This window comes from Albibacillus kandeliae, from assembly GCF_003116585.1.
Lineage (GTDB): Bacteria > Pseudomonadota > Alphaproteobacteria > Rhodobacterales > Rhodobacteraceae > Albibacillus > Albibacillus kandeliae.
The window spans coordinates 90861-113101 of record NZ_QEHM01000012.1; the positions used below are offsets into that span (position 1 = coordinate 90861).

At 65.8% G+C, this 22241-nt stretch carries 20 protein-coding genes; 14 read left to right on the plus strand and 6 right to left on the minus strand.

Annotation, left to right across the window (positions count from 1 at the left end):
• The first annotated feature begins 28 nt into the window (after positions 1 to 28).
• From DDT93_RS23560 to DDT93_RS23585, 6 genes are all read left to right on the plus strand, one after another.
• Positions 29 to 931, plus strand: coding sequence for a hypothetical protein (locus DDT93_RS23560; protein WP_198654953.1), 903 nt, complete (start codon positions 29 to 31; stop codon positions 929 to 931).
• Between the two features lie 177 nt (positions 932 to 1108).
• On the plus strand, positions 1109 to 1990 hold the full coding sequence (locus tag DDT93_RS23565) for an NAD(P)-dependent oxidoreductase (protein WP_109468369.1): 882 nt from the start codon (positions 1109 to 1111) through the stop codon (positions 1988 to 1990).
• Between the two features lie 111 nt (positions 1991 to 2101).
• Positions 2102 to 3082 carry a TRAP transporter substrate-binding protein gene (locus DDT93_RS23570; protein ID WP_109468370.1) on the plus strand — a complete coding sequence of 327 codons (981 nt, stop codon included), beginning with the start codon at positions 2102 to 2104 and terminating at the stop codon, positions 3080 to 3082.
• Between the two features lie 52 nt (positions 3083 to 3134).
• Positions 3135 to 3662: a TRAP transporter small permease gene (locus DDT93_RS23575; RefSeq protein ID WP_109468371.1), complete on the plus strand. Its 528-nt coding sequence runs from the start codon at positions 3135 to 3137 to the stop codon at positions 3660 to 3662.
• Complete coding sequence (locus DDT93_RS23580) at positions 3655 to 4938, plus strand: TRAP transporter large permease (protein WP_109468372.1); 1284 nt, start codon at positions 3655 to 3657, stop codon at positions 4936 to 4938. Before DDT93_RS23575 ends, DDT93_RS23580 begins: the two co-directional genes overlap by 8 nt.
• 407 nt (positions 4939 to 5345) lie before the next feature.
• Entirely contained in the window at positions 5346 to 5969 is a 624-nt protein-coding gene (locus tag DDT93_RS23585) for an outer membrane protein (protein ID WP_109468373.1), read from the plus strand.
• A gap of 94 nt (positions 5970 to 6063) precedes the next feature.
• On the opposite strand, the gene DDT93_RS23590 is transcribed toward DDT93_RS23585, so the two are convergent.
• From DDT93_RS23590 to DDT93_RS23600, 3 genes are all read right to left on the minus strand, one after another.
• Positions 6064 to 6375 carry a hypothetical protein gene (locus DDT93_RS23590; RefSeq protein WP_109468374.1) on the minus strand — a complete coding sequence of 104 codons (312 nt, stop codon included), beginning with the start codon at positions 6373 to 6375 and terminating at the stop codon, positions 6064 to 6066.
• Between the two features lie 78 nt (positions 6376 to 6453).
• Positions 6454 to 7374, minus strand: a complete 921-nt coding sequence (locus DDT93_RS23595) for a DUF2950 family protein (RefSeq protein ID WP_157960269.1) — start codon at positions 7372 to 7374, stop codon at positions 6454 to 6456.
• Positions 7375 to 7378: 4 nt separating this feature from the next.
• Positions 7379 to 8809 carry a DUF3300 domain-containing protein gene (locus DDT93_RS23600; protein ID WP_198654954.1) on the minus strand — a complete coding sequence of 477 codons (1431 nt, stop codon included), beginning with the start codon at positions 8807 to 8809 and terminating at the stop codon, positions 7379 to 7381.
• Positions 8810 to 9332: 523 nt separating this feature from the next.
• Here DDT93_RS23600 and DDT93_RS23605 point away from each other — a divergent pair.
• The 4 genes from DDT93_RS23605 to DDT93_RS23620 all read left to right on the plus strand — a co-directional run bounded on the left by DDT93_RS23605 (position 9333) and on the right by DDT93_RS23620 (position 15348).
• Entirely contained in the window at positions 9333 to 11183 is a 1851-nt protein-coding gene (locus DDT93_RS23605) for a multiheme c-type cytochrome (protein ID WP_232825551.1), read from the plus strand.
• Between the two features lie 13 nt (positions 11184 to 11196).
• Positions 11197 to 13329 carry a mechanosensitive ion channel family protein gene (locus DDT93_RS23610; protein WP_109468377.1) on the plus strand — a complete coding sequence of 711 codons (2133 nt, stop codon included), beginning with the start codon at positions 11197 to 11199 and terminating at the stop codon, positions 13327 to 13329.
• 98 nt (positions 13330 to 13427) lie between these two features.
• Complete coding sequence (locus DDT93_RS23615) at positions 13428 to 14237, plus strand: porin family protein (RefSeq protein WP_157960270.1); 810 nt, start codon at positions 13428 to 13430, stop codon at positions 14235 to 14237.
• 7 nt (positions 14238 to 14244) lie between these two features.
• Positions 14245 to 15348, plus strand: coding sequence for a BamA/TamA family outer membrane protein (locus tag DDT93_RS23620; protein ID WP_109468379.1), 1104 nt, complete (start codon positions 14245 to 14247; stop codon positions 15346 to 15348).
• Between the two features lie 12 nt (positions 15349 to 15360).
• Here the strand turns inward: DDT93_RS23620 and DDT93_RS27000 are convergent, their stop codons facing one another.
• Positions 15361 to 16164 (minus strand): hypothetical protein, encoded by an 804-nt coding sequence (locus DDT93_RS27000; RefSeq protein WP_109468380.1) that lies wholly within the window; start codon positions 16162 to 16164, stop codon positions 15361 to 15363.
• Between the two features lie 323 nt (positions 16165 to 16487).
• On the opposite strand from DDT93_RS27000, the gene DDT93_RS23630 reads away from it, so the two are divergent.
• Both DDT93_RS23630 and DDT93_RS23635 read left to right on the plus strand, forming a co-directional pair.
• Positions 16488 to 16868 carry a cupin domain-containing protein gene (locus DDT93_RS23630; protein WP_109468381.1) on the plus strand — a complete coding sequence of 127 codons (381 nt, stop codon included), beginning with the start codon at positions 16488 to 16490 and terminating at the stop codon, positions 16866 to 16868.
• Positions 16869 to 16983: 115 nt separating this feature from the next.
• Positions 16984 to 18057, plus strand: a complete 1074-nt coding sequence (locus tag DDT93_RS23635; protein ID WP_109468382.1) for a DUF389 domain-containing protein — start codon at positions 16984 to 16986, stop codon at positions 18055 to 18057.
• A gap of 98 nt (positions 18058 to 18155) precedes the next feature.
• On the opposite strand, the gene DDT93_RS23640 is transcribed toward DDT93_RS23635, so the two are convergent.
• Positions 18156 to 18695, minus strand: coding sequence for a hypothetical protein (locus DDT93_RS23640; protein ID WP_157960271.1), 540 nt, complete (start codon positions 18693 to 18695; stop codon positions 18156 to 18158).
• Between the two features lie 581 nt (positions 18696 to 19276).
• On the opposite strand from DDT93_RS23640, the gene DDT93_RS23645 reads away from it, so the two are divergent.
• Both DDT93_RS23645 and DDT93_RS23650 read left to right on the plus strand, forming a co-directional pair.
• Positions 19277 to 20071, plus strand: a complete 795-nt coding sequence (locus tag DDT93_RS23645) for a YbaY family lipoprotein (RefSeq protein ID WP_109468384.1) — start codon at positions 19277 to 19279, stop codon at positions 20069 to 20071.
• A gap of 193 nt (positions 20072 to 20264) precedes the next feature.
• Positions 20265 to 21809 carry a phospholipase D family protein gene (locus DDT93_RS23650; protein WP_109468385.1) on the plus strand — a complete coding sequence of 515 codons (1545 nt, stop codon included), beginning with the start codon at positions 20265 to 20267 and terminating at the stop codon, positions 21807 to 21809.
• Between the two features lie 18 nt (positions 21810 to 21827).
• Here the strand turns inward: DDT93_RS23650 and DDT93_RS23655 are convergent, their stop codons facing one another.
• Positions 21828 to 22208 carry a phage holin family protein gene (locus tag DDT93_RS23655; protein WP_109468386.1) on the minus strand — a complete coding sequence of 127 codons (381 nt, stop codon included), beginning with the start codon at positions 22206 to 22208 and terminating at the stop codon, positions 21828 to 21830.
• Positions 22209 to 22241: the final 33 nt, after the last annotated feature.

A 22241-nucleotide genomic window follows, 5' to 3' on the forward strand; every position in this document is an offset into this window, starting at 1 on the left:
CGGTCTTTCACTCCTGCCCGTCTCCGGCATGGCACAGTCCCCCGCCATCCCCTCGTGGCTGCAAAGGCATGTCGGAACCGGCGACGGCCAGATCGCGCCGGTCATCCTCCAACGGGCGCGGACGCTCTACCTTCAGAAGGTCGCGCAAGGCGCGGTCGCCAACCCCTGCTACATGGCGATGGACGCGACCCGTCCCAGCACCTCGGGCAACGGCGCGCCGGGCGATCGGTTCTATGTCATCTGCGAGGGCAAGAAATCCTTCCGCGCGGTGTCGTCCGGCTATGGCAACGGGCGCAAGCTGAAACGCGCGGATTTCTCGAACGACCGCCAGTGCGCGCAGAACTTCAGCAACGCCGAGGGCTCCAAGCTGACCGCCGGCGGCTCCTACGTGACAGCCGAGTCCCGGACCTCCTTCAAGGGCTATTACAGCCAGTCGGGCAAGCGCGAGCCCTTCCACCGCACCTTCCTGCTCTTTGACGGCGAGGGCGAGACCGACAACGCCCGCGAGCGGGCCATCGGCGGGCACCCCGCCGTCTTCCTCAAGTGGCAGTGCCGGTTCAAGAAACCTGATAGCCCCTATGCTGATGCGCAGGGCTACGTGCCCTACGGCACGCTGGTCAACTACACCGGGGGCCGCAGCAACGGCTGCACCACATGGTCGCCCGCGGCGGCGGCTCAGATCCTCTCGCTGGCAGAAGGCAATCCGACCACGCTCTACATCTACCCCGAGGCAGGTGACATCAATTCGGTCGCCCGCGCGGTGAAGAAGGGCACCAGCCTGTCGCGCGCCGGGCTCTACTGGAACGCCTCCTGCCTGAAACAGATCGGCGCACCGAAGTTCTGGCCGAGGCAGACGCTCCAGCCGATCATCGACCAGTGGCGGGACTCGCTGCCCGACCGTCCCCAGCAGGACCTGCCGATCTGCAAGTAGGCCCGCCCGGCGACCGCAGCCGGAGCCCGGCCCGTCCATCGGCGGCACCAGGCGAGCGCGAAAATGACCGTGTTTCGGGTCCGATCCACCTTTTGCCCGACGCCCGTGTCGGGTAACCCATCGCCAGAACGAACGCCCCGCCCCGCGCGGGCGTAGAGCGTTGGCAAGGAGATCACAATGCAAGTCGGAATTATCGGTGTCGGTCTGATGGGGCATGGCATTGCCCGCAACGTGCTGTCGCGCGGCGGGTTCGCCCTGAACTACCTCGACCACCCCGGCAACCAGCCGGTGGACGAGATCGTCGGCATGGGCGCCAAGGCCTATGCGACGCCCGCCGAGGTCGCGGCGGCCTCCGACGTGGTGATCCTCTGCGTCACCGGCTCGGCCCAGGTCGAAGCCATCGTGACCGGCGAGAACGGTCTGGTCTCGGCGCTGAAGCCCGGCACCGTGATCGTCGACTGCTCGACCGCCCTGCCCGACTCCACCCTGCGCATGGGCGACGCGGTGAAGGCCGCCGGGGGCGACTACATCGACGCCCCGATGACCCGCACCGCCAAGCACGCCCACGAGGGCAAGCTGAACCTGCTGGTCGGCGGCGACGCCGCGGTGCTGGACAAGGTGCGCCCGGTGCTGGCCTCCTTCACCGAGGCGGTGGACCATGTCGGCCCGCTGGGCCACGGCCACCGGCTCAAGCTGCTGCACAACTACGTCTCCATCGGCTTCATGACCCTGCTGGCCGAGGCGGCCGCGCAGGCCGCCGATGCCGGGGTGGACCCGAAGGTCTTCGTCGACGTCCTCGCCAATGGCGGCGGCGCGAGCGCGGCCCTGCAGCGCCTTGCCCCCTTCATCACCGAGGGTGACCGCGAGGGCCTGCCCTTCTTCGTCAGCAACGCCCAGAAGGACATCGACTACTACCGCGCGATGTCGCAGGACTCGGGCGCCCAGCAGACCATCGCCGACGGCGTGTCCGAGGCCATCGCCGCGGCAGTCGACGGCGGCCACGGACAGGCGTATGTCCCGGAACTGGTCAAGCTGTTCCGCAAGGCGTCCGACAGCTGACAGACACCACGTCGGGGCCCGGATGGTCCGGGCCCCGGGTCGGGCCGGTTGCGCTTGCTAGTCACTGTTAGCTTGTGTAGCAAGGCGCCGACGCTCAGAGGGAGGATATCTATGACGTTCGCATTCCGCGGCCTGGCTGCTGCCGGCGCCTTTATTGCACTTGGTTTTCCCGCCTACGCACAGACCGAGGTCAAGATCGGTTACGCTCTTGCCCCCGAAAGCCACTACGGCGTGGCCGCCAAGAAATTCGAAGAAGTCGTGCTCGCCGAAACCGGCGATCAGTTCAAGTTCACCCACTTCCCCTCGTCCGGCCTTGGCGGCGAGCGTGAAGTGATCGAGGGCCTGCAGCTCGGCACCATCGAGGCAACCATCGTGTCTTCCGGCACGCTGGCGAACTTCGTGCCCGAAACCGGCGTCTTCGACATTCCCTTCCTGTTCCGTGACCTCGACCACGCGCGTTCCGTGCTGGACGGCCCGATCGGCCAGGACATCCTCGCCAAGTTCGACGCCGTGGGCCTGCACGCCCTCGCGTGGGGCGAGCAGGGCTTCCGCCACATCACCAACAACCGCAACGCGATCCACACCCCCGCCGACGTGCAGGGCCTGAAGATCCGGACGATGGAAAACCCCGTGCACCTCGCCGCCTTCGAGGCGATGGGCGCAGCCCCGACCCCGATGGCATGGCCCGAGGTGATCTCGTCGCTGCAGCAGGGCGTGATCGACGGCCAGGAAAACCCGCTGTCGGTGATCGTTTCGGTCAAGCTGAACGAAGTGCAGAAGTACCTGACCCTCTCCGGCCACGTCTACTCGCCGGCGATGCTGCTGGTGTCCAAGCCGTTCTGGGAAGGTCTTGACGACGACCAGAAGGCCGCCTTCGAGAAAGCCGCAACCGAGGCCGTGACCGCAATGCGCGGGTTCGTCAGCAACGTCGAGACCACCGGTGTCGAAACGCTGAAAGAGCGCGGCATGGAAGTCAACGAACTCTCGCCCGAAGAAAAGGCAGAGTTCCAGGCGTCGATCAAGTCGGCCTACGAGGGCTACTACAAGACCTATGGCCAGGAGCTTGTCGACTCGATCGTCAACTTCCAGTAACTCACGACCGCCGGCGCCCCTGGGCGCCGGCTCTGACCCAGGGGGTCCCGGCTTGAAAAGGTTGGAAAACATCTTCGTTGCGTTGAACGGCTGGGCCCTGATCCTGATGCTGTCCGCAATGGCCCTCGTTGTCGGGGCGAACATCACCCTTCGCTATCTGACCGGGCATTCACTCAGCTGGGCCGACGAGGTCGCCCGCTACCTGATGATCTGGATGACCTTCGGCGGCGCGGGCCTCGTGCTGCGCGTCGGCGGGCACGTCGCCATCACCAACCTGCAGGATGCCCTTCCCGGGCTCGGGCAGAAGCTGCTGCGCGGCGCCATCGTACTGGGCCTGCTGATCTTCTTCGGCTTCATGGTCTACGTCGGCTGGCAATACGCCCAGCGGATGCAGTTCCAGGTCACCCCTGCCCTGCGCATTCCCTTCCTCTATGTCTATGCCGCCATGCCGATCGGTTTCGCGCTGCTGATCGTGCACCTGCTGCTGATCGCGCGTCCCTTCGTCACCGCGGGAGAATACAAGCGTACCGACGACGCCGAGACCATCGCCGCGTCGCTGCCCGGTGGTGCCAATGGCTGAGATCCTCTTTCCCGCGCTGTTCATCCTGCTGGCGCTCGGCATTCCCGTGGCCTTCGCCATGGCAATCTCGGTCTTCATCGCGCTGAGCCTCGGGTCGAGCTATCCGAACCTCGTCGTGGTGAAGGAGATGTTCGCCGGGCTCGACAGCTTCCCGCTGCTGGCGGTTCCCTTCTTCATCCTCGCCGCCGAGATCATGACCGGCGGAGCGGTAACCCAGGCGCTGCTGCGTCTGGCCCAGTCACTCGTCGGCCACCTCAAGGGCGGCCTCGGCCACGCCAACGTGGTGAGTTCGGCCATGTTCGCCGGCATCTCGGGCAGTGCCCTCGCCGATGCGGCGGGTCCCGGCACGATGATGATCCGGATGATGGAAAAGGGCGGCTACGACCGCGCCTATGCCGGTGCGCTGACCATCGCGAGTTCCGTCGTCGGGCCGATCATCCCGCCCTCGATCACCATGATCATCTACGCGATGCAGGACCAGCAGGTCTCGGTCGGCTCGCTGTTCATGGCGGGCGTCCTGCCGGGCATCCTGATCACCCTGCTGGTGCTGGTGGCCAACGCGAGGGTCAGCCACGTGCGCGGCTATGCCAGCGGCGACCCGATGCCCTCGGTGGGCGAGATCGCCCGCATCGCGCTCTACGCGGTGCCTGCGCTGTTCCTCATCCTGCTGATCGTGGGCGGTATCCGGTTCGGTATCTTCACCCCCACCGAAGCCTCCGTGATCGCGGTGTTCTACGCCCTCTTCGCGGGCATGTTCATCTATCGCTCGCTCAAGCTGCGGGACCTGCCCAACATCATCCTGCGCGCCGCGCTCACCTCGGGGGCGGTGCTGCTGATCCTCGGCGCGGCCCGGGCCTTTGCCTGGGTCCTGATCATCGAGGGGATCCCGCAATACCTCGCGCAGACCATCATCGCATGGGATCTCTCGCCCATCGTCTTCCTGCTGGCGGTCAACCTGCTGCTGCTGATCTTCGGCCTTTTCATGGACCCCCTGCCCGGTGTGATGATCCTCGTTCCGATCCTCGCTCCCATCAGCCTCGCGCTGGGGATCGATCCGAACCACTTTGCCATCATCGTGATCGTCAACCTGACGCTGGGTCTGACCACGCCGCCGGTCGGCAGCCTGATCTTCGTGGTGTCCTCGACCGTGCACCTCAAGCCCTCGACCCTGATCCGCGAGATGCCACCCTTCTTCATCGCCCTCGCGGCGGCGCTGCTGCTGATCACCTTCGTCCCCTTCCTGTCGACCTGGCTGCCGCACGTCAGCGGGTTCTGACCGGAACAGACCTGAACGGGGCCCGCCCGGGCCCCGGTTCTCCCTGCGTCGGCAAGGTTTGGCCGACCACCCCGACGAGCGATTTGACCCGTCCAGAGCGGCGTTTCAGCCACCTTGTGAGCTGACGCCAGCCACCCGGCCCACCCCCTCTCGGCAGCGATCCGCTGGACCTCGGCAGGCCTCGTTGTCTTCGGGGCCCGACACTCCACATAAACCACCGTGGCCGCCACAAACCCGCACGCGGGTCCGGCGTCATGACAAGAAGCGCGCCAGATCGGCCCAGAGGTCGGCACGGCAGCCCCGAAGCGAAATCGGGGTCCAGGCTGGAACGATGAAGGACAGAAAATCCGGAACCAACCGACCGATCAAGGCGTTACACTCCTGGAACAAAGTTGAAGGTAAAATCTATGCGTAAGTACCTGTTCGCACTCGTCGCCGTGCCCTTTGCAACGCCGGCCCTCGCTGGCAGCCTCGCCGAGCCGGTGCAAGAATACACCCCCGTTGTCGTCGCGCCCCAGGCTCCGGTCTATGACTGGACAGGCTTCTACGGCGGCCTCCAGCTCGGGACGTCGGTCGACGGTTCCCTCGAGTCCGGCGGCGCCTCCGTCGATGCCGACGCAGACCTCTACGGCGTGACCCTCGGCTACCGCAAGGACTTCGGCGGCTTCGTCCTGGGTGGTGGGATCGACTACATGATGGGCGACGGCTCCATCGACGTTCCGGGCGGCGGCACCAGCGACTTCGACGTCGATCACCTGGCCCGCATCGGCGTCAAGGGCGGCAAGAGCTTCGGCCGCACCCTCGTCTACGGGACCCTCGGCTATGCCGACACCAAGCTGACCGACAGCGCCAACAACTCGGTGTCCAGCGACGGTTACTACTATGGCGTCGGGATGGACTACATGGTGTCCGAGCACTTCACCATCGGTGGTGAAGTCCTCAAGCACAAGTTCGACAGCTTCGACGACAGCCTCGCCGACGCGAACCTCGACATGGTGACGGTCGGTCTGAACCTGGCCTACAAGTTCTGATCGGATAACGTCCGATTGACTGGAACGGGCGGGTGCATCACGCACCCGCCCGTTTTCGTTTCCGATACCTCTGGGCGGCAGGCGGTAAAGGCGCTCAGCACTCTGTCGCCGGCACCATCGTCACGCTGGAATAGCGCCCGTCCGAGGTGACGATCTTGGCGCAGGCGCCGGTCTCGCTGTTGGACCACCACGTCGTCAGCCCCTGCGTCTTGGCCGGGGCATAGCCCAGTTCGCGCAGCCCGCCCTCGGCCTGTCCGGCCTTGGCGCCCTGGAACGCCGTCACATCGCTTGAACTGCCGACCGTGGGCATCGCGCCCTCTCCGGCCGTGCTGGTCGCATCATCGCCGCAGCCCGACACCAACGCGAGGCACAGCAGCGCGAGTCCGAATTTCCCGCTCTTGATCATTTCGATTTTCCTTTTTGATATGAACAGATTGAAATGTGCCGCGCCCCGAAACCCGGGGCGCGGCCTTGGCTGAAAATCTTAATCCTCCTCCACCGGCGACCAGCGGTCGTCGGGCTCGTAGGAAGTGATGCCATAGGCAATGTCGAGCGTATCCTCGCCAAGGTCCGCCTCCTGCACCACGCCCGCCTCCGAGACGATGAAGCTGTGGATCCCCGAGACGCCGTACTCGGCAGGCACCGCCAGCAGGGCGTGCCCCGCCACCATGTGCCCGTTGATCACATAGTTCATCTCCCCGCCGGGCGCGGAAGGCCCCTGCGAGGTCAGGATGCGGAAGTAATAGCCCTGGAACGGCTCGGCCTCCTGCGTCTCGCCGTCCTGCGAATAGCCGTCGAGGCTGGCCTTGGCCGCCATGTCCCCGATCAGGCTGTCCTCGCGATCGGACCAGTAAAGCCCGTCGTGACTGCCCACCGACGAGATGATGCGCGCCGCGAACGCGGGCACGCCGTCGCCATCGGGGTCCAGCGCGCGATAGTGCGCCTGGATGTCCACGTAGCCATGCATGGCATCGATCACGTCCAGCTCGTTGCGCCCGATCTCGCGGTCGATCACCTCTTCCCGTCCGGCGTCGGTGTCGAACGACCAGCCGTTCGCGGCCCGCACCAGCGGCACCGGAAAGGGCCAGTCGTCGCGGCCGAGGTCGATGATCACCGTTCCGCCCTCTCCGGGCACGAAGCGGAAACCGTCCTGGTATAGCTCGAGGAACTGCGCAATCGCCTCCGACACGCGCTCCGGGTCGGCGGCATGGACAAGGTCACCGGCCTCAGGGTCCATCGCGGCCAGCGTCGCATCGACGTCGCCCGTGGCCATCGCCGCCATCAGCGCCTCCAGCGCGTCCTGCGGGGTGGCATAGACCGGCGGGGCCGACTGGGCAAAGGCGGCAGGCACCGTGGCGAAAAGGACGGCCGTGGCAATCACGCCGACAGAAGTAGCTAATCTCATGTCCCTATCTCCGTTTCTTGCCGCCACCGGGCTTGCCGGTGCGGGCCTTGTTGCCGCGCGAGGACGATGCCTTGGCCCGCGCGCCACTGGAGTTCTTGGCGATCTTCGGCTTGCCACCGCCGGGTTTCGCCTTCGGCTTCGCGCTCGGCTTGATCGAAGGCTTGGCCGCCACCTTGGGCTGGTGCACGGCCTTCCGGTCGCCACTGTGCTGCGCCAGCGACTTGGCCCCGGCCGAACGGTCGCCCCCGCCTGCGGGACGCGCGCGGTCCGGCACCTGCGGCAGGCGGCCCTGGTCACGGCCAATGTTCGGGTTGCGGTTGGCCAGTGCCCCCGCCCCCGCCGCCGCGCCCAGCCCGGCCGCTGCCGCGGCACCGTCGCCGCCAAAGCCCTGGCCGCCGGGTCCACGGCCATTGCCGATGCCCTCCTTGCTCAGCTTATTGCGCAACTCGTCCGAGCGCGATGCCGGGCGGTCGAGCTGCATCTTGGTGCTGCCATCGGGCTTGCGATGGTTGCTGATGCGGTCGCGCGCGGCATCGGACTTGTCCTTGCTCGGCTGCCAGCCGCCATCCGGACGCCGGTCCGGGTCGATCTTCATCTTGTCGCGGTCGATCTTGACCTTGTCCCGGTCGATGTCGAGCCGGTTGCCGATATTGACGTTGCCGTCCACGTCGATGTCGATGTCCGGGTTGCGGTGGATCGGCCCGCCACCCCAGCCACCGCAGTCGCGGCAGCCCCAGTAGCCGTGCCAGTCATCGTCATCGTCAAAGATGTTGTCGATCAGCGCCACGGTCCCGAAGAACATCAGCCCGCCCGCCAGCGCATCGTTCACGCCGTTCGAGGGCTGGCTGTAGACCACCTGCGGATCATACTGCGGGACATAGACCACCTCGGGATTGGCAGGCTGGATCACCACCACGTCGCTGTCCGCCTCGTTGGTGATGACCTGCTGCGGCGTATCCGTCAGCGCGCCCGAGGCGATGGCCTCGTTGCGCTTGACCTGCACCGCGTCCATCACGTCGTCGCTTTGGGCCAGCATCGCCGCGCCCACGGCCTCGGTCCAGTCGATGTGCACCGCCATCTGCTGCAGCACCGTGGGAAAGGCCATGGCCAGAACCTCGACGCTCTCGTCGTAGTTCTCGGCCTCGACAAGGGGGCCGAGTTCGGCCTGATCGGTGCCTTCGTTATCGGTCAGCAGCCGGTCTGCCTTGATCACGTCCAGCGGTGCCGCCGCCCCGATCAGCACCTGGATCAGCAGCGTGTCGGGATAGAGGGCAACCGGCGCGACGAGCGTCTGCAACTCCTCTGGTGTCAGCAGATTCGCGTCCTGCGGGGCCCCGGTGGCGGTGGTCGCATCTCCCGCCTGCTGCGCAGAGGCCGGGATGGCCAGCGCGAGACCCGAGACCACCGCAAACAGAATCGGTACAGTAATTCTCATGTCAAAATCCTCGAAAAATGATGCTCCGGGGCAGCTGCTGCCCCAGCGCGGCGCATACCCGGAGAGCATGAAACACACGGCGAATGCGCCGTGCTCCGGGTTGGTGGCCGGCCGCCGCATACCTGTCGCGGCGATGGCCCAAAGACATTTCCGATTTTCCTCACCATGCCGCTAGTTCAGCCGCAACACAACGAAAACCCGAATAAAAACAACCGCACACACGCAAAAGGAGCATGACAAACGAAGCATAAGCGTCCAAACTCCCAGTGACTTCCGGGACTTCGGGCTGGCGCCCCTGCCTTCCGAATGTCCCCGGACAAGCAACGGGGAGCCGAAGCCCGGCACGACTCGCCGGGTCTGAGCCAAAACAATTTTGAACAAAGACTATTTAACAGATCCCGTCGCTCCCCCCGCTCGCGGTCCTTCGTACCGACTGCCGGCTGCCGGAGCATTTGCCCGGATCCTCCTGCAACCGCTTTCGCTTCTCCTGATCCTACTGGCCGCGCCCGCCGTCGCGCAGGAGGTGCCCGCCTATGTCGGCTCGCAGGTCTGCGCCGACTGTCACCGCGACGAGGCCGAAGCCTGGGCGCACTCCGATCATGCCCTCGCCTGGACCCGACCCGGCCCCGACACGGTGGTCGCCGACTTCGACGGAACCTCCTTCCACGGCAGCGGCATGGACGTGCGCTTTCGCATCGACGGAGACACCTACCGTGCCTCGGTCACCGAGTCGGACGGCAGCACGCGCGACTACGAGGTGCATTCGGTCGTCGGCATCCGCCCGCTTCAGCAGTACCTTTTCGAGACCGAACCCGGGCGGCTCCAGAGCTTTGACGTAGTCTGGGACACCGAGAAGAAGTCTTGGTTCCACCTCTACCCCGAGCAGGACCTGCCGCCGTCGGACGGCCTGCACTGGAGCGGTCCCTACAAGAACTGGAACGCGCGCTGCGCCGAGTGCCATGCCACCGGCTACAGCAAGAACTTCGATCCGGTGGCCCATACCTACGCCTCGACCCAAGCCGAGATCGGCGTCGGCTGCGAGGCCTGCCACGGGCCGGGGCAGGCGCATATCGAGTGGACAACCGGCAAGGCGCCGCAACCGCCGCTCACGCCCCATGGCTTCACCATGGACTTCGGCAAGGGTGCCGAGGCCACCATCCAGCAATGCGCCGGATGCCATTCCCGGCGCGAGGCGCAGGGCGACGGCAACCCCCTGCCCGGCACCCCCTATCACGAAGCCTACACGCTCTCGCTGTTGCAACCGGGCATGTACCATGCCGACGGGCAGATCCTGGACGAGGTCTATGTCTACGGCTCGTTCCTGCAATCCAGGATGTACGCGCGCGGCGTCAGCTGCACCAACTGCCATGACGTGCACAGCAGCGAGTTGGTGGCCGAGGGCAACGCGGTCTGCGCGCAATGCCATTCCCCGGCGGGCAATCCCGATTTCCCCACGCTGACCCTCGCCGAGTACGACAGTCCCGCGCACCATTTCCACCAGCCCGACACGGCGGGCGCCCAGTGCAAGAACTGCCACATGGTCGAACAGACCTACATGGGCAACGACCGCCGCGCCGACCATTCCTTCCGCATCCCGCGGCCGGACCTTTCGCCCGAGACCGGCGCGCCAGATGCCTGCACCACCTGTCACACGGGCCAGACGGCGGAATGGGCCGCGCGCACCATCGAGGAATGGTATCCCGACAGCACCCATCGCGGCCCCCACTACGGGCAGGTGCTGGCCGCCGGGCGTGCCAATCCCGCCCTGGCGATGGGCGACCTGATCGGCCTGTCCGAGGACCGCGCACAGGCCGACCTCGTGCGCGCCACGGCGCTCTGGCTGGCGACCGCCGCGGCCGATCCTTCGGTCGCCGAGCGGGTCGCTCCGCTGATGCAGGACCCCTCCCCGCTGGTGCGCGCCGCCGCGGTCCGGCTGCAACGCGCCGCCCCGCCGACCGAGATGGTCTCGCGCATCGTCCCGCTGCTGGCGGACCCGATGCGCACGGTCCGGATCGAAACGGTCAAGCTCTTCGTCGGCGCGCCCATCGCGCGGCTGCCCAAGACGATCGAGGCCAGCTATCGCCGCGCGATGACCGACTGGCAGACGGCGATGGGCAACCGCATGGACTTCCCCGAAACCCACCTCGTTCTCGGTGGGATCGCCCTGACGACCCGCAACTTCCCGGCCGCCGAAAACGCCTTTCGCGAGGTCACCCGGCTGGACCCGCAGCGTTCGGACGCATGGCAGATGCGGGTCCGCATCGCCAGCGCCCTGCGGGGCCCCGAGGCCGCGCGCGAGGTGCTAAAGGAAGCGAGGTCAAATCTGCCAGAAGATGTTATGCTGCAAGAATTCGAGAAAGAACTTAATCAATAGGAATAGCCAGACCATGAAGAGGCGTTTCTCTCTCCTTTCCCTACCCTTCGCCGCCGGAACGGGCGGACTTCTCGGCCTTCTCCCCGCTGCGTCGCGGGCACAGGAGGCAGCGACGCCGGAAGCCAAGATAGACCAGCTGATCGGGCTGCTGAACGACCCCGAGGTGCAGGCAGTCCTCAAGTCCCACGCCGCCACCGTGCCCGAGGGCATCGCGGCCGAAGCGCATCCGATCACCGCGTGGCTCGAACTGACCCGCAGCCACCTGCACGATGTCGGCGCTGCCGTCCTCGACGCCCCCCAGACCATCTCGCAGCTGTTCTCCGAGCTGGCCCTGCGCCTCGGCGGTTGGAACCTGCCCATCGCCATCGTGTTCCTCGCCGTGCTGGTCTTCGCCGCCTTCGCCGCCGGCAATTTCGCCGAGCGCAAGCTGCGGGCGCTCGGACAGGGCGCCGGTGCGGCCCCGCAGTACGGTGACCGCCTCGTGCTCTGGATCCTTACCTCGCTGACCGCGATCTTCACCGCCATCATCGGCTACCTGATCCTGCCCTGGCCCGAGGGCGTGGACGACCTCGTGCGGCCCTGGCTGGTGGCGGGTGTCGCGATGTTCGTCGTCATCCGCCTGACCCGGTCGCTGGAGGCCGATACCCCGACCCCGCAGGCGGCCCAGGAGGCCGCGCACTGGTGCGGGTTCACCCGCAGGATCGCGGCGGTCTTCCTTGTCGGCTGGGCCGTGGCCCAGACCCTCGTGGTGCTCGGCTCGGGCCGCGACTTTGCCCTGCTGGTGGCCTATATCTTCGGCCTCGCCCTGATCGTGATGGGCTCGCGCGCCGTTTGGACGCGCCCGGTCTCGCCCACCGTCACCCCCAGCCGCCGCATGGCCATCAGCCTCGGCTTCACCCTCGCCTTCGTGGCGCTCGGCGCCCTCTGGGTCGCCGACATGGTCATCATCCTCTGGGTCTGCATCTACCTCGTCGGCCTGCCGGTCCTCCTGCCGCTGATCACCCGCCTCGTGCGGGGCAGTGCGCAGGTACTGATCCCCGGCGACGAGGAGGACACCGCCGAAGGGACGGAAGGAAGCGAAGGGGCCGAGGCCGCCGCGCCGGTCCACAGCGGCCCGAAGCTGGTTCCCCGCGTTCCCAGCATCCGCAGCGTCATCGTCGACCGGGGCGCGCGCCTCCTCGTGCTGGCGCTGGCGATGGGCTGGCTGATGTCGGTCCTCAACTCCCACGCCGAACGCTTCATGCAGACCGAGGTCGTGACCCGTCTCATCGGCGGGGTGTTCCAGGGGATCATCGTGCTGATCGTCGCCGACTTCCTGTGGCAGCTCGCCAAGGTCGCCATCCTCCAGCGCGAGGCCGAGGCGCTCCAGTTCACCACGGACCCCGAGCAGCGCGCGCGCAACAGTCGCCTGCGCACGCTCCTGCCGATCCTGCGCCACACCGTCGCCGTGCTGATCGCCATCGTGGCAGTCCTCACCGTGCTGGCCGGGCTGGGCGTCGCCATCGGGCCGCTGATCGCCGGGGCCGGAATCTTCGGCGTGGCCATCGGCTTCGGCTCGCAGACGCTGGTCAAGGATATCATCTCGGGCGTGTTCTACCTGCTCGACGATGCCTTCCGCGTCGGCGAATACATCCAGTCGGGCAGCTACAAGGGCGTGGTCGAGGGCTTCTCGCTGCGCTCCATCCGGCTGCGCCACCACCGTGGCCCCGTCTTCACCGTGCCCTTCGGATCGCTCGGCGCGGTGCAGAACATGAGCCGCGACTGGGGCAAGGACAAGATGCTGATCACCGTGCCCTTCGACACCGACCTCGAAAAGGTCCGCAAGATCGCCAAGAAGATCGGGCAGACCATCATGGAGGATCCGGAACTCGGGCCCGCGATCATCGAGCCGGTCAAGCTCAAGGGCGTGGAACAGGTCACCGAGAACGGCCTCGTCCTCGGCCTCGGCATGATGTTCAAGCCGACCGGCGAACAGACGATGATCCGGCGCCGGGCCTACGCGATGCTGCACAAGGCCTTTGCCGAGAACGACATCGAGTTCGCCAAGCCGGTGGTCCAGGTCTCCGGCGGCGAAGAGGATCAGGCGGCGGCGGCGCGTGCAGCCCGCATGGCGGCCGAACGCAAGGCAGCGGAGGCAGGGGGCTGACAACGACCGGGCCAACCGGCACCAGAACCAAGGGACAACAGAGCAGGCAACGGAACGCAGGCAAGGAAGTGATCTGAATCAACAGAGGTATCACGGCCATGACCACTACAGTGATTGCCAGACGCCGACGTTCGGCGGTGCGTACCGAGATCGCCTCGCGATTTCGTCGGTTTCGTCCCATCGGCCTTGTTGCGGCCCTCTGCCTGCCCGGCGGGGCATTCGCCCAGGAGAACGACGGGGGGTGGCACTACAGCTTCACCCCCTATCTCTGGGGCGCCGGGATAAACGGCAACGTCGCGACGGTGCCGGGCGTCCCCGAGACAAACTTCGACGCCTCCTTCAGCGATATCCTCGACAACCTCGACTTCGGGGCCATGACGGTGTTCCGCGCCCGCAAGGACAACTTCGGCCTGTTCGGCGACCTGCTCTACATCAAGATCAGCGCGGGACAGGGCACGGCGGGTTCCGAGTACGGCGAGGCCCAGGCGGATGTGCGCAACACCATCCTGACGCTGGGCGGCGACTACGTGATCAGCAGCAACTCCAAGACGGTGATCCGCCTTGCGGGGGGCCTGCGCTACTGGGACGTCAAGACCGACCTCGGCCTGACTGCGGGCACCTCGCCCGCCGTGTCCGGCTCGGGTTCGGACCAGTGGCTCGACGCCATCGTGGGCGTGACATGGCGCAGTGATCTCGGGCCCAAGACCTACCTGACCGGCTGGGCGATGGTCGGCGGGGGCGGCTCGGACCATACCGCCGACCTCTTCGCCGGTCTTGGTTACCGCTTCAACGACAGGACCTCGCTGGTCGGGGGCTACCGCTACATCGACGTCGACCGCCGCAGCGGCGATTTCGTCTACGACGTCGAACAACAGGGCGCCATGCTGGGCGTGGCCTTTGCCTTCTGAGGGCAGGATGCCGTCCCTGTTCCGGATATGCGCCGCGGCCCTCGTCGCGGCGATATCGGTCGGCAACGCATCGGCACAGTCGATCCCCGTTGCCGAACCGACCGGCCCCGTCGATATCGACTCGGTGGGCTCCTTCGGATTTTCCCACGGATCCTTCATCGTGGCGCCGATCCCGTTCCAGAACCCGACGCTCGACGCCGGGCTGGCGCTCGGCGGCGCCTACCTCTTCGACGCCGACCCCGGCTCGGACTCCTCCTCCATCGGCCTCGGGGGCTTCAAGACCAGCAACGACAGCCGCGGCTTCGGGCTGGGCGTCAACCTGAACCTCGGCGCAAACCGCTGGCAGACCTCCTTCGTCGCAGCCGATGCGGACCTGAACTACGACCTCTACATCGGCGAGGGAACCCTGCCGGTCCGCCAGTCGGTACGCGGCGGCCGCCTCAAGTTCGGCTATGGCGTCACCGGAGAACTGACCCTCGGCGTCGGCCTGTCCTACGCCGAGACATCGCTTGAGGTGGCGACCCGGCGCGTGCTGACCGACTACGAGCGGGACGCGCGCGTCAACCTCGTCAAGGGGCTGCTCTATGCCGAACTGGACCGGCGCGACGACGGCTTCTACCCCACCACGGGCCAACTACTCTCGGCCGAGCTCTCCTTCGGTCAGCTCACCAACCAGAGAGAGCGCAGCTATGCCAAGGGCCTGCTGTCCGCCGCCGCCTATGCGCCCGTGGGCTACGAGGGTGTGCTCGCCGGGCTGGTGACGCTCTGCGCCGTTCAGGACGACGCGCCCTTCTTCGACGCCTGCGCGCTCGGCCCCTCCGACGCCTTCCGGGGCTACGCCGGGACGCAGTTCATCGACAATGCGCTGCTCTCCGTCCAGTCCGAGTACCGGGGCCGCATCGTGGGTCGACTGGGCTATGTCCTGTTCGCCGGGGCTGGAGCCGTCGGCTCCGATCTCGCCAGCGCGCTGGATGGCCCCTACCACGCCGCAGCCGGCGCCGGCCTCCGCTATCGCCTGTCAAAGAGCTTTCCGGTCGATTACGCCGTCGATGTCTCCTTCAACGACGACGGCGAGGAACTCCTCTACATCTCGGTCGGCCAGCGCTTCTGATCCGCCCCTGCCCTACTTGGGATAGAGGAAGGTCAGGTTCACTCGCGCGGCAAGCCCGTCCGGGCCGTTGGTCGGCGAATCCGCCCAATAGCGCAGGCCACCGCCGATACTGACGAGGTTCGGCCCCAGTTTGGTCACCTTCGACACAGTAAAGTTGATCGGCAGCGAGGTTTCCTCGTTGATCCAGTCGTAGGTCGCCTCGGTGTTCAGCGCGAAGGTCCATGCGTTCGCCGTCCCATAGCTGACGAAGGGCTGTGCGAAGGTCGAGCTGATGTCGGTCGCATCGCCGCCGCCGCCCACGTCCCAGAGGTGATTGCCGAGGAAACCGAAGGTCCACGGCCCCGTCTGCTTGAGCGCGACCGCCGTCACGCCCATCGCGAACTGGTCGGCTCCGTACCCATCGGACCCGGTCGGCAGCAGAAAGACGGGCCCCGCCCCCCAGATGATCCCGCCGCGCGTGGGCTGCTTGGGCGAGAAGAAGAAGCTCTGGACGATGTCGCCGTACCCGGAGTCGTCGATATCGCCACTGAACCCGTCCTGGAATATGAACGGGACGATGGTCCGCGAGATCAGGTTCCAGTTCTCACCGATCGAGATCGGGATGACCGGCTGCACGTTGATGGTATAGCGCGACCCGTTGCCATCGGGGCCATAGCCCTCGTCGTAGTTGAACTGGAACGGCACGCTGATCAGCGATGCGACCGGGTTGGCCAGCTGTTTCGCCAGTTCGTTGGCGTCATTCGCCACGGCCGGAGAAGCCAGCGCCCCGACAAGGGACGCGCCGCAAAGCGTTTTGATACTGGATTGAAACGACATCAGAATATCCTTTGACGATCCGCCGGGCCGTTGCGGCGGTCTGCCCCCGCGCCGGGATATCGGGACGCAGAGCAGCACCGGGGTCCACGGGCCGGAACGGCCTAACCTTTGGTAGTAGAGCGGGCCAAAAACACAGCCCATGAGTGCAAACTATCCCCCGGCTGCGCAGCTGTCCAATCTTTCCCGGCTCCGTTCCGCACGCGCCCCCGCCTGCCCCGGAGGCCGGGCCGAACCGGCCCGCGTGCTGCCCAATCAGTAGACAGAACGCCATTTCTTGTCCAAGATCAGGGGCATAGTTACCGAAAGACATTCAAAGGCAGGTCATGGAAATCACGCAGATCGTCAGCGGCCCACAGGGGGAAAGCCATTTCGAAGACTACACGCTGACCCTGCGATACCCGGATCACGGCTTCGAAGGATTCCCCCGCATCTCGGCCCCGATGAAATGCACCCATTGCGTGGTGGTCGAGTACCCGGCGGGCTACGAGGGGCCGCAGGAGCGTTCGACGCATCGGCAACTCGCGTTCTGCCTCTCAGGCCTGCTGCGCCTCACCTCCAGCGACGGCGGCCAACGCGAGTTCGGACCCGGCGACATGATCGTGATGGACGACCTCGACGGCAAGGGTCACATGATCACCGTCCTCGGCAACGGCCCCGCGCGGGTCGCCTCGGTCCACATGAAGGCGGATCAACCCACCGCCTGACGTCAGACCCAACGCGCACCCTGCACGAATCAGGTATGCAGATCAGCGAGTTGCGCCTAACATTCAAGCTACGGCAACCCGGCCCGCATTTCGGGGCCTCTATCAAGAATAGACTATGGCTGTACGCAATTTTAGCACGGTCAAGGAGATCATCCGCTTCGAGGGTGCGAACCGACTGATCTATTGGCGTCGCTTCGCGATGCTTCTCGCCCTTTCCGTGATCATCGCAACGATGGGTCTGCTACGCAATTCCGGCGCGGTGATTATCGCCGCCATGCTGGTCGCTCCGCTGATGACCCCGATCCTCGGCATCGCAGCGGCCATCGTGACCGGCTGGATCGAACGCGCCCTGCGACTGATCCTGATCGTGTGGTCCGCTGCCTCGGTCAGTGTCGGCATCGCCTGGGTCATCGTCTGGTTCGCCGACTACCCAAAGGGCGTCCTCCTGCCGCAAGAGGTGCTGAGCCGCACCGACCCGGGGGCCGAGGATCTCGTCATCGCGCTCGCCGCGGGACTGGCGGGGGCCTACGTGCAAATCCAGAAATCCGAACTCAGTCTCTTGCCGGGCGCCGCCATCGGCGTCTCGCTGGTGCCGCCGCTCTCCTCGGTCGGCATCCTGCTCTATTTCCACGAGTTCGACCGCGCCTACGAGGCGATGTTGCTCTTTGCCACCAACTTCGGGGCGATCATCCTCTCGGCCTGCCTCGTCTACCTCGCCACCGGCGCGGGCAAGCTGCTGCTGACCTCGACCAAGCGCCGCCGCCGGTTCTCGGTCGGGCTGGCGATGGCGGTGATCTTCCTCCTCGCCATCTTCGCCCAACTCTCCTCGACCACCTACTACCGCTATGCCGAGACGCGCTCCGAAGCCGCGCTTGCGAACCGCATCCGCGAATGGGCCGAGGACGTGCCGGTCGAGATCATCCGCGTCGATGTCCGCGCACGAGAGAAACAGGCCGAGGTCTGGGCCATCGTCGACCTGCCGCTCGACGCCACCTACCGGGTCGCGTCGCCCTCCGAGCTGCTGCCGTCCCAGCTGCGCAACACGCCCTTCCGGTCCGTCGTCAAGGAAATCCTCGGGCCCGAGTATGACCTGACCGTGCGCTATCAGCTGCGCTATGCCTGGCAGGTCGATCTGGGCACGGATGACATCGGCCCCGCCCCCCTGACCAGTGGAGGCTCGGGCAACTGACACGCCCGGTCCCGGCTCCCGCCGGACAAGGGAAGGGCCGGTGCATCTCTGCAACCGGCCCGGCATCTTGGTTCAGTCAGGGGACGGGCCCTGCCCTGTCAGGAGCGCTGCTCCGCAAAGCACTTCTTGGCCGCTTCCAGCGCCTCGGCGCTGCCGGACATGCTGACGCTGAAGCTCAGTTGCTCGTCCGGGAAAACGATCACTTCGCGCGCCACTTCCGCCCGCTGGATCACATCCTCGGCAATGCCGAGGTCCTTGGTCTGGACGTAGGCCCCGTGATAATCGGCGTTTTCCGAGTTCCAGCCGCGCAGCTTGCCCTTGAACTGCATGTCGTCGATCATCAGGACGGTATCGCCCGAGGAATGACGTGCACGCACTTCCGGAGCGACCTTCCCGAACACGCCGAGATAGGCAAACTTGTCACTCTCCGAGAGCCCGATCTGAACGATCGCATCGGTCCCGTTCGATTTCTGCATGAGGCAGGAATTGCGGGTCTTGTCGATATAGATCGACCAGCCGGCGGCATCGCCCCATTTGGTAAAGACCTCGTCCTCGGAGGGAATGACCTCATCCGCAAAGGCGGCGGAGGAAGCCAGCGACAAACCAATCAAAACAATAGATGTACGTAGAATTTTCACGATGATTCTCCCTTGCTATTCAGCGGTTTCCCATCCCTTTCAGACGGTAGCATGTCACCCGCCGAACCCGTCCTTATTTATTTGCCCTGTCGGCAAAATTCCGCCGCATTTACAATACTGTCATTCTCGAAAACAAGATGATGAAATCCGACCTCAACTCCACCCAATATATTCCCGCCAGACCACCATATAGACGACAATTAACAATTACCTTATCCATGAATTGAAAACAGTTGCCCGCCTCAATCATACATATTAGCTACTCCTTCCGGAGTATTTCCTGCATTCAGAACAGCCACCGCACCCCATTTCGGCCCAACAGAACAAGGCCCAACCCCCGCGGGAACAGTTTCCGCTTCCTTCAGCCAGTGGCTGTCCGTCACGGCCACACGCGCAGGGGCCAATCCCCTCAGGCGGCGAACCGACAAGACACAATCCCTAGTTGCGACGGCCCTCATCAAACAGACCACGCAAGATGGGACGACCGGGCCAAACTCGACTAAGCTGCAGGCGAGTCCGAAGGGTGCCGGGCCTGCCGCCACGGACCCGCACGAAGTGACCAGAACAGGAGCGCTAGGAACATGAAACAGTCACACGGGATCACCCGCCTCAACCGCAGGGGCGTCTGCACCCTGTTCTCCGGCCTGGCCGCCGGGCTGCTCTGGCGCGGCACCGCGCAGGCGCAGACGGCCACCATCGACGTGACCGTGTTCTTCCGCGAACGCATCATGCTCCCCCCGAACGCCGAGGTCCTTGTCGAACTGCTCGACGTCTCCCGGGCGGACGCTCCCTCGATCACCCTCGCGTCAAAGCAGGAACCGATCAGCGGTGTCCCCTATTCGACCCAGCTCGCCTATGATCCCGCCGACATCGACCAGCGCTTTACCTACACCGTCGCCGCCCGCATCACCGCCGGCAACCGGGTGCTGTTCCGGACGACCACCGCCTATCCCGTCCTGACCCGGGGCGCGTCGGACAAGGTCGAGGTGATGCTGCAGATGGCGGCCGATCCCGCCACCACCGCGCCCGTCGAGGATGGCATGACCGGCACGGTCTGGGAGGCGTTCGAGATCGGCGGCCGGGCCCTGATCTCGGAAACCCCGCCGACCTTCGCAATCGACGAGGCAGGCGCGGTCAGCCTTTTCGCCGGCTGCAACATGTTCGCGGGTCAGGCCGACCTCGGCGAGGGCACGATCGCCTTCCCCCGCCCCTTTGCCGGCACCATGAAGGCCTGCCCCGAAACCCTCTCAAGGCTCGAGAGCGACGTCCTCGACGCGGTCTCGAAAACCGCACGCTATACCCTGAACGGCGACCTCCTCGTCCTGTCGAACGAGAACGACCTCGCGCTCGTCCGCTTCCGGCGTCAGGCCGAGTGAGCCGCACCGGGCCGCAAGATAAGGGGCATAGAAGCCTCACTTGCCGGGTATGTGCCCGAATTTCTTCGCAGATCACGCATTCTGCTGTAATCCTGAAGCCGGGCGGTCCGCCGTCCGGAATTTTCACGCTCTTCCGCGCCCGATATCGAGACGCGGTTCCGGCACACTGCTTTTGACCTAACGAAGTTCGACAATGAAGAAGATGCTGCTGTTTATCTGCCTCGCGCTTGTCATTGCCTATGTCGGCCTCAAGCTGCTCTTCCCGCTTCCTGACGAGAATTTCGCGTCACGAACCACCCATCAGGGCCCCGACTGGGAGGGCCCGCTGGGCCGTGCCGTCGCCCCGGCGCTCGCCCTCCACGACGGGCTGAACGGGTTCCGTCCGCTGGCGGACGGGCGGGCCGCCTTTGCCGCCCGCGCCATCCTCATACGCGAGGCCAACACCTCGATCGACGCCCAGTACTACATCTGGCAGGACGACACGACGGGGCTGATGCTGCTGGAAGAACTCCGCGCCGCCGCCGAACGCGGCGTCCGGGTGCGGCTGCTGCTTGATGACAACGGCATTCCCGGCCTCGACGGGCTGGTGGCCGAGTTGAACGCGCTGCCGACCGCGCAGGTCCGCATCTTCAACCCCTTCACCCTGCGCCGCCCCAAGCTGCTGTCCTATCTCTTCGATTTCCGCCGCCTGAACCGGCGGATGCACAACAAGTCGTTGACCGTGGACGGCATCGCAACCGTGGTCGGCGGGCGCAACATCGGCGACATCTACTTCGCCTACGGCGAGGGCACCCATTACTTCGACGTGGACACCATCGCCGTGGGGCCCATCGTCGAGGATGTCTCGGACGCCTTCGATGCCTACTGGAACAGCGGCTCGGCCTATGCCGCCGAGCGCGTGATCGGCGAGGATGTCCCCGACGACCCGCAGATCGCGTCGCTGGCCGCCACCGCGCGCGACTCCGAGACGGGCCGGGATTATCAGAAGGCCGTGCACGACACGGACCTCGCGCAACGGATCGCCGCCCGCGACCTGCCCTTCGAATGGGGCGCGGCGACCCTTTTCGTCGACGACCCGATCAAGGGGCTGGGCCTGGCCACCGACGAGCAGATCATCGTGGACAAGCTGATCGCGGCGGCGGAAGAGAGCGAACGGTCGCTCGACCTCGTCTCGGCCTACTTCATCCCCGGCGAGAACGGCACCGAGGTCCTGACCCGGCTGGCCATCTCCGGCGTCGCCGTCCGCGTCCTGACCAACGCGCTCGATGCGACCGACGTGCTGCCGGTGCATTCGGCCTATGCGCGCTACCGGGGCCGGCTGGTCGACGGTGGGGTCGATGTCTACGAACTGCGCGCCATGCGCGAGGACCGGCCCGAGCGCAGCCTGCCGGAGTACCTTGCCGGTTCGGCCTCGGGCCTGCACGCCAAGGTCTTTTCCTTCGACCGCAAGCGCATCTTCATCGGCTCCTACAACCTCGATCCCCGCTCGGCCCGGCTCAACACCGAGATGGGCCTGATGATCGATTGCCCCGGCATCGCCAATACCTTCTCCGACACGCTCGACAATTCCGGCTTTGCCTACCGCGTTGACCGGGACGACAACGGGCGGCTGGAGTGGATCGAGAGAAACGCCAACGGCGCGGTGGTCGCCCGCTATTCGAAGGACCCGCATGTGGGGATCGTCAAGCGGGCGCTGGTGATGATCATCGGCTGGCTGCCGATCGAGTGGATCCTCTGAGCCGCAGCGAAGGCCGGATCAGCCCTCGCCCTCGCGCAGCGATTTGAAGACATAGACCGGCAGCAGGAAGCTGGCGATCAGGCTGCCGATCCAGATCAGCAGGGTCGCCGCCAGCCAGTTGGCCAGCCCGCCGATCTCCATGTCGGTGACCAGCAGCGAAGTGATCCAGATCCCCAGAAAGATGGTGATGAGGCTGATACCGCCCATCAGCTGCGGCGCGTTCTTGGCAGAGACCTTCTTGAGCATCGGCTCCGCCACGGCCTGAACCGCGCAGAAGATCACCACCGCGACGATGAACGCCGCGAACCCCACCCGGAACCCGTCGAGCAGGATGATGGCAAGCAGCAGGCCAACCGCGTTGGCGACCAGATAGGCAAGAACTGAGACGAGAAAACGCATTCCTTCGGACCTTCTGTTGGACATTCCTTGCCC